Source organism: Filobacillus milosensis, assembly GCF_004402015.1.
Taxonomy (GTDB): domain Bacteria; phylum Bacillota; class Bacilli; order Bacillales; family Alkalibacillaceae; genus Filobacillus; species Filobacillus milosensis.
Genome location: NZ_SOPW01000004.1, coordinates 67503 through 80053 on the forward strand (window position 1 = coordinate 67503; position 12551 = coordinate 80053).

Annotated in this window: 14 protein-coding genes; all 14 read right to left on the reverse strand. The window is 35.1% G+C overall.

Annotated elements, in window-relative coordinates; all coding sequences use genetic code 11:
• Nucleotides 1-5 precede the first annotated feature (5 nt).
• A complete protein-coding gene (locus E3U55_RS04885) occupies nt 6-212 on the reverse strand; it encodes a YlzJ-like family protein (RefSeq protein ID WP_134339229.1) in 207 nt (68 codons plus the stop codon).
• Nucleotides 209-949 carry a ClpP family protease gene (locus E3U55_RS04890; RefSeq protein ID WP_134339230.1) on the reverse strand — a complete coding sequence of 247 codons (741 nt, stop codon included), beginning with the start codon at nt 947-949 and terminating at the stop codon, nt 209-211. Before E3U55_RS04890 ends, E3U55_RS04885 begins: the two co-directional genes overlap by 4 nt.
• 93 nt (nt 950-1042) lie before the next feature.
• Nucleotides 1043-1912 carry a 4-hydroxy-tetrahydrodipicolinate synthase gene (gene dapA / locus E3U55_RS04895; protein ID WP_134339231.1) on the reverse strand — a complete coding sequence of 290 codons (870 nt, stop codon included), beginning with the start codon at nt 1910-1912 and terminating at the stop codon, nt 1043-1045.
• Nucleotides 1906-3132 (reverse strand): aspartate kinase, encoded by a 1227-nt coding sequence (gene dapG / locus E3U55_RS04900; protein ID WP_134339232.1) that lies wholly within the window; start codon nt 3130-3132, stop codon nt 1906-1908. The genes dapA and dapG overlap by 7 nt, the downstream gene beginning before the upstream one ends.
• Nucleotides 3133-3152: 20 nt before the next feature.
• Entirely contained in the window at nt 3153-4193 is a 1041-nt protein-coding gene (locus E3U55_RS04905; protein ID WP_134339233.1) for an aspartate-semialdehyde dehydrogenase, read from the reverse strand.
• Nucleotides 4194-4261: 68 nt separating this feature from the next.
• Complete coding sequence (locus E3U55_RS04910) at nt 4262-4846, reverse strand: dipicolinate synthase subunit B (RefSeq protein ID WP_134339234.1); 585 nt, start codon at nt 4844-4846, stop codon at nt 4262-4264.
• Nucleotides 4847-4864: 18 nt separating this feature from the next.
• Nucleotides 4865-5740 (reverse strand): dipicolinic acid synthetase subunit A, encoded by an 876-nt coding sequence (gene dpaA / locus E3U55_RS04915; RefSeq protein ID WP_134339235.1) that lies wholly within the window; start codon nt 5738-5740, stop codon nt 4865-4867.
• A 94-nt stretch (nt 5741-5834) separates the two neighbouring features.
• Nucleotides 5835-6080 carry a YlmC/YmxH family sporulation protein gene (locus E3U55_RS04920; protein ID WP_134339236.1) on the reverse strand — a complete coding sequence of 82 codons (246 nt, stop codon included), beginning with the start codon at nt 6078-6080 and terminating at the stop codon, nt 5835-5837.
• Nucleotides 6081-6110: 30 nt separating this feature from the next.
• Nucleotides 6111-7331 (reverse strand): M16 family metallopeptidase, encoded by a 1221-nt coding sequence (locus E3U55_RS04925; protein WP_134339237.1) that lies wholly within the window; start codon nt 7329-7331, stop codon nt 6111-6113.
• Between the two features lie 191 nt (nt 7332-7522).
• Nucleotides 7523-9634, reverse strand: coding sequence for a polyribonucleotide nucleotidyltransferase (gene pnp / locus E3U55_RS04930; protein ID WP_134339238.1), 2112 nt, complete (start codon nt 9632-9634; stop codon nt 7523-7525).
• Between the two features lie 78 nt (nt 9635-9712).
• On the reverse strand, nt 9713-9982 hold the full coding sequence (gene rpsO, locus E3U55_RS04935) for a 30S ribosomal protein S15 (RefSeq protein ID WP_134339239.1): 270 nt from the start codon (nt 9980-9982) through the stop codon (nt 9713-9715).
• A gap of 126 nt (nt 9983-10108) precedes the next feature.
• Complete coding sequence (locus E3U55_RS04940; protein ID WP_134339240.1) at nt 10109-11050, reverse strand: bifunctional riboflavin kinase/FAD synthetase; 942 nt, start codon at nt 11048-11050, stop codon at nt 10109-10111.
• Between the two features lie 19 nt (nt 11051-11069).
• On the reverse strand, nt 11070-11969 hold the full coding sequence (truB, locus tag E3U55_RS04945) for a tRNA pseudouridine(55) synthase TruB (protein ID WP_134339241.1): 900 nt from the start codon (nt 11967-11969) through the stop codon (nt 11070-11072).
• 224 nt (nt 11970-12193) lie between these two features.
• A complete protein-coding gene (gene rbfA / locus E3U55_RS04950; protein WP_134339242.1) occupies nt 12194-12541 on the reverse strand; it encodes a 30S ribosome-binding factor RbfA in 348 nt (115 codons plus the stop codon).
• Nucleotides 12542-12551 lie beyond the last annotated feature (10 nt).

Here is a 12551-nt window from a genome sequence, read left to right on the forward strand (position 1 = left end):
AGTCTTTATAAGTAATATGTGACTCCTGGTTGTAATTCTTGATTTAAATAATCATTTGGATCAGTCGAGAACATATGAACAATTTGATATCCATTTTGTTCAGGGTCTCTTTTCAACTTTAAAGTTGCATGGTTATGAGTGACGAATTGGTATTCATTTGTATCTTCATCTTCAAAAATTTCTTGTTCATTTAAAGGCGTGTATAATATCATTGTACAACCTGCTCCCCTTGATTCGAATCAATCAATTCGTTTAATTTTACAATTGCCTCTTTAACCCCACCAACATCATCAATAAGACCACAATCAACTGCATCTTTTCCAACTACGTTTGTTCCAATATCACGCGTTAAATTCCCTTTCGCGAACATTAATTCTTTAAAATCATCTTCCGTGATATTAGAGTTTTTAGTTACAAAATTAATCACTCGATCTTGCATTTTATCTAAGTATTCAAAAGTTTGAGGAACACCTATAACTAACCCAGTTAACCTTATTGGATGAATAGTCATAGTGGCTGTTTCAGTTATAAACGAATAATTAGCTGACACGGCAATAGGGACCCCAATCGAATGCCCACCACCCAAAACAATGGAAACAGTTGGCTTAGAAATAGTAGAAATCATTTCAGAAATAGCAAGGCCCGCTTCTACATCGCCACCTACAGTATTTAAAAGTAAAATTACACCCTCAATTTTTGGGTTTTGTTCAATTGCCACAATCTGTGGAATAAGATGTTCATATTTGGTGGTTTTATTTTTTTGTGGTAGTTGCAAGTGACCCTCAATTTGTCCAATAATAGGTAAGACATGAATATTGGATTCTGGAGCTTGAGGTACATTCGTTTGTCCGAGTTGTTTTATTTTGTCCATTAATGATCCAGAAGCATCTTCTTTGTTTTGATCATTCTGCTGATCGTTTTGTTGGTCATTTTGTTTATCGTTTGACATTTATAAACACCTACCTTTGCATATAGTGTTTACAAATGATGTTTCTTCATACAAAAAGCGCCCTATTCTTTTAAGAATAGAACGCTTTTTCCTTTATAATTTAATATCCTTAAACAACTGTATTTCTTCTTCAGGTGTTAAGGGCACTAATGGTAAACGTACAGAACCTACGGAAATGCCCATTTTATTAAGAGCTGTTTTAATTGGAACAGGTGATGGAGATTTAAAGAAGCCTTTCATTTTAGGTAATAATTGTTGGTGAGCTTTGGCTGCTTTCTTCACGTCACCATCCAGGTAAGAGTGAACCATTTCCTGCATTTCATTACCAAAAATATGTGAAGATACAGATACAATTCCATTACCGCCAACAGCTAACGCTGGCAACGTAAAACCATCATCACCGCTATATAACATAAAGTCATCATCTGTTTGTTCAACAATCTCCGTCATCATAAATACATCTTGACTGGATTCCTTTACAGCAACGATATTGGGTATTTTTGATAAAGCTACTGTTGTTTCAACATCCATATTTATAGACGTTCGACCTGGTATATTATAAACCATTATTGGCAACTCAGTGTTGGTTGCTACAGCTTTAAAATGCTGATAGATACCTTCTTGGTTTGGTTTATTGTAATATGGAACAACCAACATTACTCCATCTACACCTAATTCTTCAACTTTTAAAGTGAAGTCGATTGTTTCTTTTGTATTATTACTTCCCGTTCCAGCAATCACTGGAACTCTGCCGTTTACTACTTTTACAACATATTCAAATAGTTGAAGTTTTTCTTCTTTAGTTAATGTGGGAGATTCACCTGTTGTACCACCTACAACCAGGCTTTCAGTACCATTGTTTATTAAATGTTCCACTAATATTCCAGTACGATCAAGGTCTAATTCATTCTTATCATTAAAAGGTGTGACCATTGCCGTTAAAATATTTCCAAAATTCATGATCCTACTCCTTTCTTACTCACAAACGTATCATGAAGAGCATTGACCGCTGCTTCCAAATCTTTCTCTTTGACCAATACCCATATCGTTGTATGGCTATCTGCTGATTGTAATATTTGAATATTCTTCGTTGCTAAAGCTGTTACAATTTTTGAGGCCACACCTGGCACACCTTGTATACCAGCACCTACAGTTGAGACCTTAGCACAATCTTCCTCTATATTATAACTCAGTTTAAGTGTGTTAATTATAGATTGTGTTAATTGCCATTTATTCTTTGGAATTGTAAACGAAATTCCATTTGTAGATATATTAAAAAAGTCGACTGAAATATTAGCGTCAGCTAACTCTCGGAAAACTTGATCATGTAGCTGAATCAGATTTTCCGTTGCGTGTATGTTGACTTGAATTAATCCAGATACTTGAGCAATACCTGTAACTAATCGATCTTTTATAATTTGATCAATTGTATTATTAACTTTAGAAGTAACCAATGTCCCTTCATCATTTGAATAAGTTGACCTTACTCTAATCGGGATTTTTTCCTGCATAGCAATTTCAACTGCACGAGGATGTATAACTTTAGAGCCTTGATACGCTAAGTGTACGATCTCTGTATAAGTCATTGCCTCTAACGTTTGTGCATTCTTTACCAATACAGGATCAGCCGTTTTAATTCCATTGACATCAGTAAAAATATCTACATAGTTAGCTTTAAGAGCAGCTCCTAACGCCACCGCTGAGGTATCAGAACCTCCCCTTCCTAATGTCGTAATATTTCCAAATTTGTCTTGCCCTTGAAAACCAGCCACCACAATGACCTGGTTTGTTTTTAATAATGTCTTAATAAGATCTTTGTTAATTTTATCAATACGTGCATTTGTAAAATCACTTGTCGTTAAAATTCCAGCTTGAGCACCGTTAATTGATGCAGCTGAAATACCTTCTTTTATTAGTTCATTTGTAAAAACAACGGATGAAATAATTTCGCCGCATGACATTAGTAAATCAAGTTCTCGGTCAGTCACTTGATGGTCTGGATACTTCACAAGTCCTAGTAGTGAGTCAGTTGCGTAAGGTTCACCTTTTCTACCCATCGCTGAAACCACAGCAACAACTTGGTGCCCCTCATCAACAGCAGTCTTAATATGCTGAATTGCGTGTTTCCTGACATCTACATCACGGACTGATGTTCCTCCAAATTTTTGAACTAATAATGTCATTTCACACCTCTAAGATGTTATTAGTCTTGTTGAATTAAAGCCTGTGCAATTTGCACTGAATTCCATGCCGCTCCTTTTAATAAATTATCTGAAACCACCCAGAAGTGGAAGCCGTTTGGAACATCTAGATCTTTTCTTACACGACCAACAAATACATCAGTTTTACCTTCAGCTGATAATGGCGTTGGGTAAATTTGATTAGAAATATCATCTTCCAACACTAATCCAGGATGATTTCTTAAGGCATTTTGTAAATCTTCAATTGAAATATCATCACGATCTAACTCGATGTAAACACTCTCAGCATGTGAGTAAAAGAACGGCAATCTTACACACGTTGCTGCAACCTTAATGGTTGAATCGTGCATTATTTTCTTAGTCTCATTAATCATTTTCATTTCTTCAAAAGTGTAGTGATTATCTTCAAACACATCAATTTGCGGTAATGCATTAAATGCAATTGGGTAATGATTTGGCTCTGATTTTACTGGTAAGATATTTGCTTCCGCTTTTTCTCCATCTAACATTGCTCTTGATTGACCCTTAAGTTCTTCCACAGCATCATTACCTGAACCAGAAACTGATTGGTAAGTCGATACAATTACACGATTAAGACCATATTTTTTACGAATTGGGTCTAATGCTACAACCATTTGAATGGTAGAACAGTTTGGATTTGCGATAATACCTTTATGAGTCTTAATATCTTCCTTATTAACCTCAGGTACTACTAAAGGTACTTCTTCATCCATTCTAAACGCACTAGTATTATCTATAACCACCGCACCACGTTTAACTGCTTCAGGTGCTAACTCTTTAGAGATTGAACCGCCTGCTGAGAATAAAGCAATCTCTACCCCTTCAAAAGCATCTGGAGTAGCTTCAATTATTTTAATTTCTTCCCCTTTAAATGTTATTGTTTTGCCTGCAGAACGTTTTGAAGCTAGAGGGTATAGTTTTTCAACTGGAAAATCAATTTCCTCTAGCATTTTTAACATTTTTTGTCCTACAGCCCCTGTAACTCCAACTATTGCTACATGATAATTTTTATTATTTGCCATGATTAATTCCCCTCCTAGAAGACTTTAACGTCATTTTAACACAAATTTTAATTCTTTAAAGTGTTTTACTAGTATTGCTTAAGGACAGGTTGCAGCTGTTTGCCTTCTATTGCATGGTCAATTGTCTCTGCTAATAAATCCATATGAGCAACTAATGAAGTAGGCTTTTGTATCGGATCATCTTGACCGAATGGAACGAAATACACGTTTTTAGCAACAAGTAATTTAGCCAAATTGGCACCATTTAAGGCTAGTGCATCATTTGTTGATATAGCTAATACTACTGGCTTTCTATTTCTCAATGTGGCCTTAGCTGCCATTAAAACTGGTGAATCTGTTAAGGCGTTAGCGAATTTACTTAATGAGTTGCCAGTTAAAGGTGCAATAACCATACAATCAAGTGGTTCTTTAGGACCTAATGGTTCAGCTTCTGGGATTGTAGAAATTAGAGATTTTTGTGTAATCTCACTAATTTTGTTTATATGGTCAGCAGCATCACCAAATTTTGTATCAGTTGTTTGAACAGTATATGATACGATAGGTACCACTTCTGCACCTAAATCCATTAAACGTTGCATTTGAGGAAATGTATCATCATAAGTACAATGAGATCCCGTTAAACCAAACCCTATTCTCTTACCTTTTAAATTCAAATAAATCAAGCTCCTTCCTTACGAGTTTTCCAAAATAATGTTATGAATGACGCGAGCTAAAATCATTCCAGCAGTTTTTGAAGCAACTAACCCTGGTAATCCAGGTGCTAGTATTGCTTTAATCCCTCTTTTTTTTGCAAATCGAAAATCTACACCTCCAGGTTTTGATGCTAAATCAATGATTAAACTATCTCTGGGAAGAGCACTAATTAATGAAGGTGTCACCACTAGCGTTGGTATTGTATTGATTAATATATTGCATGTTTTCATTGACTCTTCTAAGTCTTCAAATGAGATTGGAGTTGCTTGGTATTCAAAAATTCTAGCCAATTCATCATCATTCCTGGAGTAAACAGAAACATTTGCCCCCAGACCCTTAAACGTGTGAATTAAAGTTTTACCAACACGACCTAACCCTAGAATAGTTACATTTGAATTATGAATCGTGAAGTCTGTTTGTTGAATAGCAAACATCACTGTACCTTCTGCAGTAGGGATCGAATTGTATATAGCAACATCATCTCGATTAAATAATTTGATTAATCGATTTTTAAAAGATGTTATTTCGTTTAAATAAGGAGTTGATATTCCAGTAAATAACAAACAGTGCTCAGGAAATTCATTCAACCACTCTTCGCTCAGTTGAGGAGAAGAGTCTGCAAAATGCGATTCAGCATACCCTTCTTGATCTAAACCTGTAACTGGAAGGATTATAGCATCGATTTCTTCTTTTGGGAGATTATCCATTTGAATTAAATACAAACCTTCCAAATTCTCCTCCAGTTCTTCATAACCAATTGCATAAACAGTGGCATCTTTTTCAATTAATTGTTTCATCATCTCTATGTGGCGCGCATCGCCACCAATAACTACAATAGACTTACCCGTTAACATTTACTCACCTCACTAGTGCGTCATTCAGCCCAATATATCTTATGTATCACCGTTAAAAAAGTGAAAAAAAGACTGACTCTCTTTTTATAGAGAATCAGTCTTTTAAATGATCGGGTTTAACTATTATCATGTCTTCACCAATGACTTCGATGTCTTTCCATCTAATTTTTGCGTGAGAATCGGACTTTTTTATGCCCAGCATAGAGAAGTCTTGAATAACAATAGATTCAATCCTTCCGTTTTCAGGATTAATTTCTAAGTCTGTGTGACCCAGTATCCCTAAACGCTCCCCTTTATGCGCATCAATAAGCTCTTTTCCTGTCAATTCTTTATACCGCATTATATCACCTTCAAAACATGACTTTATACATTATACGTCAATAGGAAAAATACATGCCTTAGAAGGTTCATTTTTAAATGAATACCTAGCAATTTCTTGTATATCTTGTTTAGATACACTTTCAAATTTTTCTATCAGATCATCAAGTGACAAATGAGGCTGATTAAGTAATTCATTACGTCCATTACGATGCATTCGACTATTAGGATTTTCCAACCCTAATACCAATTGCCCTTTTAATTGCTGAACAGTATTACTAAATTCCTTATCAGTAATTCCATTTAATTTAATGTCATTAATAGCTTGGTAAACTTCATGTTCCATTTGTTCAAATTGCTCTAATGTGGTTGCACCATATAAAGTTAATAAACCATTATCTCTAAAAGCATTATGATATGAGAAAATAGTATATGTTAGACCTAGTTCTTCTCTGATTTTTTGAAACAACCTTGAACTCATACTACCGCCTAGGACATTATTTAATATAGAGATGCTATAAACTGATTCATCACTTATAGGGACCCCTTGATATCCTAAACAAAGGTGTGCTTGAGTGGTGTCTTTCTCTTTCTTCATTGATTCAACATTATAGGTTGCTTCTAACTGATCATTAAAACTGTTATTAGGATGAAGTTTAGAAAACAGTTCTTCTATGTTTTTGTGAAACCCATCAGGAACATTACCTGCAACGGAAACCACAATACGATCTGCAGAATAAAACTTTTCTTTATATGAAATAATCTCTTCACGTGTAATCTCCTTTAAAGTGTCAGGTTCTCCAAGTATAGGTTGTGATAAAGGATGGCCTTTAAAACTAACATCATGTAAGTAATCGTGAATAATATCATCCGGTGTATCTTCTGTCATAGCAATTTCTTCATATATAACATTCTTTTCTCTTTCCAATTCTTCTACCTCAAAAGTAGAATTAAACAACATATCAAACATTAACTCTAATGTATATGAAGCATGCTGGTCCATAACTTTTGCATATAAGCATGTGTATTCTTTAGATGTAAACGCATTCGCATGACCACCTATTGAATCAAATGACTCTGCTATATCTCTGGCCGTTCGATTTGGTGTACCTTTAAACAACATATGTTCAATTAAATGCGAGATACCATTAAGATTAATTGCTTCATTCCTTGAACCAGATAAAATCCAAATTCCAATTGATAATGAACGTAGAGAAGGCATGTGTTCTTCTACGACTCTAACTCCGTTAGGAAGCTTGTATCTATTAAACATATTTCTTCCCCTCCCCTTTTGTCTGACATCATGAAAAACTCGCCATCAAGGCGAGATTGATTGAGTATTCATTCAATTTTTCATACAGAAAAACTAAATCTAAAGCACTAAGATTTAGCTTCTCGTGATTTTATTGCAAATATTTAAATAAATTACAAAGGAAAAAAGAACTGGTTATACCAGCTCTAATTTTACTTACTTTCTTGTGCTTCTTGTTCTTGTAGTGCTGCTTTTCTTGATAAGTTAACTCGACCTTGACGATCAATTTCTTTAACTTTAACCAGCATTTCATCGCCGATATTAGCAACATCAGTCACGTTTTTCACATGCTTCTCATCTAGTTCACTAATATGGACTAGACCATCTTTACCACTAAATAATTCAACGAATGCACCGAATTTTTCAATTCGTTTAACTTTACCTAAATAGATCTGTCCTACTTCGACTTCTCTAACTAGATCTTCGATGATAGTTTTAGCTTTTTCGATCTTAGTACGGTCTGGAGAAGAAATAAATATTGTTCCATCTTGTTCAATATCGATTTTTACATCTGTTTCTTCAATAATCTTATTAATCTGTTTACCGCTTGGACCGATGACATCGCGAATCTTATCTGGATTAATATTGATTGATTCAATTTTTGGTGCATAGTCAGAAAGCTCTTCGCGAGGTTGTGAGATAGTTTGCATCATATGATCAAGGATTTCCATGCGGCCTTTCTTCGCTTGTGTTAAAGCTTCTTCCAGAATATCTCTTGATAAACCATCAACTTTAATATCCATTTGAAGCGCTGTAACACCTTTAGAGGTACCTGCAACTTTAAAGTCCATGTCCCCAAGTGCATCTTCCATACCTTGAATGTCAGTTAAAACTGTGTAATGTTCGTCCTTTTTCACTAGACCCATGGCAATTCCTGCAACTGGTGCTTTAATTGGCACACCAGCATCCATCATTGCCATTGTCCCGGCACAAATGCTTGCCTGTGAAGTCGAACCATTAGATTCAAGAATTTCTGATACGACTCTAATTGTATATGGAAAATCTTTATCACTCGGAATGATTGGGTCTAAAGCACGTTCACCTAGAGCTCCATGTCCAATTTCACGTCTACCCGGTCCACGAATAGGGCCAGTTGAGCCAACACTATATTGTGGGAAATTATAATGAAGCATAAAACGCTTCTCTTCTTCTAAGCCTAAGCCATCAAGAACTTGAACATCACCTAATGCGCCTAATGTACAAACACTAAGTGCTTGTGTTTGACCACGTGTAAACATAGCAGAACCGTGTGTCCTAGGTAATACATTTGTTCTAGAAGAAAGAGGACGAATTTCATCAACTTTTCTTCCATCAGGGCGAACCTTTTCTTCAGTAATCAGTCTTCTGACTTCTGCTTTAACCATTTGATCTAATACAGCTTTAACTTGTGATATTTTTTCTTCATCAGCTTCTTCTGATTCATAGTGTTCTACAATTTCAGTTTTAACTGCTTCTATAGACTCTTCACGTTCTTGTTTATCAAATGTTTGAATTGCTTTAACCAGCTTGTCTTTAGCTAATTTATTAACCTCAGCTTCAACTGATTCATCTGGTATGAATAGTTGAACTTCCGTTTTTTCTTTACCAACTTCTTTAACCACTTCTTCTTGGAAGGCCACTAAGCGTTTAATTTCTTCATGACCAAACATGATTGCTTCTAACATAATATCTTCTGGAACTTCTTCAGCACCAGCCTCAACCATGTTAATAGCATCTTTGGTTCCGGCTACTGTTAGTTCAATATCGCTTTCTTCAGCTTGTTCAATTGTAGGGTTAATAATAAATTCACCATTTACTCGTCCTACATGAACACCAGCAATCGGTCCTTCGAATGGAATATCTGAAATACATAATGCTAAAGATGAACCTACCATAGCAGTAATGTCTGACGAACAATCCTGATCAACACTCATTACAGTGCTAATCACTTGCACTTCATTACGGAAACCATCGGCAAATAATGGTCGAATAGGTCGGTCGATTAATCGAGAAGTTAAAACTGCACGATCACTCGGTCTACCTTCACGTTTAATAAAACCGCCTGGAATTTTACCGACTGCATATAATTTTTCTTCATAGTTAATGGTTAGTGGAAAGAAAGGAAGGTCTTTTGGTTCGTTTGAAGCGGTAGCGGCAACTAATACAGAAGTATCACCATAACGGACCATTGCAGCACCGTTGGCTTGTTTCGCAACTTCACCTATTTCAAAGGTTAATGTTCTTCCTGCCACATCAATTGAAAAAGTTTTCATTTCATTGGACATATAGTTAAATACCCCTCTCAAAACTGTAAAACTATGTAAAAGTAAAGAAAAAGCGGGTATCCCCCCGCTTTTCCGTTATTATCTACGTAGTCCTAATTTGTTAACTAAGTCACGATAGCGTTGGACGTCTTTATTACGTAAATAATTTAATAAGTGACGACGTCTACCTACCATTTTCATCAAACCACGACGAGAGTGATGGTCTTTCTTGTGGTCACGCAAGTGTTCATTTAGCGTGTTAATTTGTTCAGTTAGGATAGCTACTTGAACTTCTGGTGAACCAGTATCGTTTTCGTGTGTTTTGAACTCGTTGATAAGTTCTAGTTTACGTTCTTGTGAAATTGCCATCCTTTTCACCTCCTATTTTGTGTACCCCTTTTCCCTAGCATTCGTCGGTGACTCGTAATGCCAAGAAGAAGGTTGTTTTAATTACATTACTACGATACATTTTTTTGACTGAAAATGCAAGTAATTTTATGTTTGAATTTGAAAGAATTTTTTTGTTTCCTTTTCATCTTCCTTCATTCGCTCGATTAAACTCTCAACATCATTAAACTTTTCTTCATTTCTTATATATTTATAGAACTCAACTTCGATAATTTCACCATATATATCTTTATTAAACTCAAAAAGATAAACTTCAACAATTGGGCGTTGAATGTCGTTGGTAAACGTAGGATTATAACCTATATTAGCCATACCAAAATATCGTTGTCCATTAACTGAAGCACGTACAGCATAAATACCAACTTTAGGAAGCTTATGTTCAACAGAAATATCTAAATTAGCTGTTGGATAACCTATCGTTCTTCCTCTCTGATGACCTTTTATCACTTCGGCTGATATTGAAAACGGTCGACCTAGTAATTTTTCTGTTAAATCCATTTCTCCGTGATCTAAAGTCTCTCTAATTCTTGTTGAACTTATTTTTTCATCTTCGAATGTGACTTTGTTAACTACAGAGTAGGTTAATCTGTCTCCAGCATATTCATCCATTTGCTGAATTTTCCCAGAACCTTTATGACCAAATGAAAAGTCAAATCCTCCAACCACATGCTTTACATTAAGATCAACAAAAAACTTATCGACGAATTCATTTGGAGAAAGCTTTGCTAGGTCTTTGTTGAATTCAACAATATATAAATAATCTATATCCATTTGATTAAAAAGTTCAATCTTCTCATCTAAACTAGTAATAAGAAAATCAGTCAGTTGAGTACCTTTTAACACAGATAGTGGATGTGGATGAAAGGTCATAACTCCACGCTTATGGTTTTGCTGTTCAGCCACCTCAATCGCCTTATTAATCACTTCTTGGTGTCCTTTATGTACACCGTCAAAATACCCAACAGCCATACTAGTCGGTTCTGTTTTAATTTTATAATCATTTGGATAATTTAAATGAAAAATTTGCAATTCTTTCACCCGCTTAAGCTTATAATACTTTAAAAGGTTTCATTTTCCCCTCTTTTGAAGGATGTTGCTGATAAATAGCAATAAGGTTTTCTGATTGATTTATCACCTTAAACATTTGATGTTTAATATGTGCTTCTGGCAAATCTAATACTTGTCCATGTTGAAATTTATGCTCGTCGTCTTCAGATACATACAATGCAGGTAAAGTTAAAGCCTCGGACAAAGGCTTCAGTTTAATTTCCTGCCCTTCATTAGTTTGTTTTTCTAAATCTTCTAAAGAAATTGTTTCACTTAACTCGAAAGACCCTGCTTTGGTACGAATTAAGTTACTCATATGAGCAGGATAATCTAACACCTTACCAATATCAACACATAGAGTACGAATATATGTACCACTTGAACATCTTACCTTGAAGGAAAAACGTACATCATTCTGATTATACCAATTTAACTCATTTGATAACACTATTAGTTCATAAATGTTTACCTGACGACTTGGGCGTTCCACTTCTATGCCTTCTCGAGCGTATTCATAAAGTTTTTTTCCATTAACTTTAACAGCAGAATATATAGGTGTAATCTGTGTGATTTCTCCTGTGAATTGAGTTGTTGCATCTTTACATTCTTCTAATGTTAAACTCGATAATACTGATTTTGTTTCAAGAACTTCCCCTACTTGATCTTCAGTTGTTGTACTTTTCCCTAAAGATATTTCTGCTTCGTAAACCTTGTCCTGGTTAGTTAATAAGGAAGCTAATTTAGTGGCTTTGCCAATACATATAGGTAATACACCTTCTGCTTCAGGGTCCAGTGTTCCTGTGTGTCCTACTTTTTTGGTTTTTAACAATCTTCTAATTTTTGCTACACAGTCATGGGAAGTCAGTCCCTTTGGTTTCCATAAAGGAATAATGCCGTTCATACATTTCCTCCTAAAGAATACACAATTAAAAAATATGTAAAAGAAAAAGAAATGCCCCTAACTTTTTTGGGGTCGGCTATAAACATCAAATGTCCTGCCGACACTTTATATTAATATGTCGGAAGTTAGCCACGAGAGGTTTGTTAGATCAGATCTAAGCAAACTCCCAAACACCCCACAAAAGGGAAGGCATTTCTATTTTCATTAAAAGTAATTTAATTAGTTTACTGATTTTCATTCAAATCTTGGATAATACGTTCAATTTTATTTCCGTATTCAATAGCTTCATCAATTTCAAAAGTTAATTCTGGTACTTTGCGTAGTCTTATACGGTTACCAATTTCTGAACGAATGAAACCTTTAGATTTCGCTAACCCAACTAAAGTATCTTCTTTTTGTTTGTCATCACCAAAAATAGAAATAAAAACCTTAGCTTGTTGTAAGTCACCTGATACTTGCACATCAGTGACGGTTACAAAACCAACTCTTGGGTCTTTAATTTTTCGAGATAAAATATCTCCTAATTCTTTCTTCATTTGCTCTGCGACTCGATTTGATCGAATATTACTCAAGTTGATCACC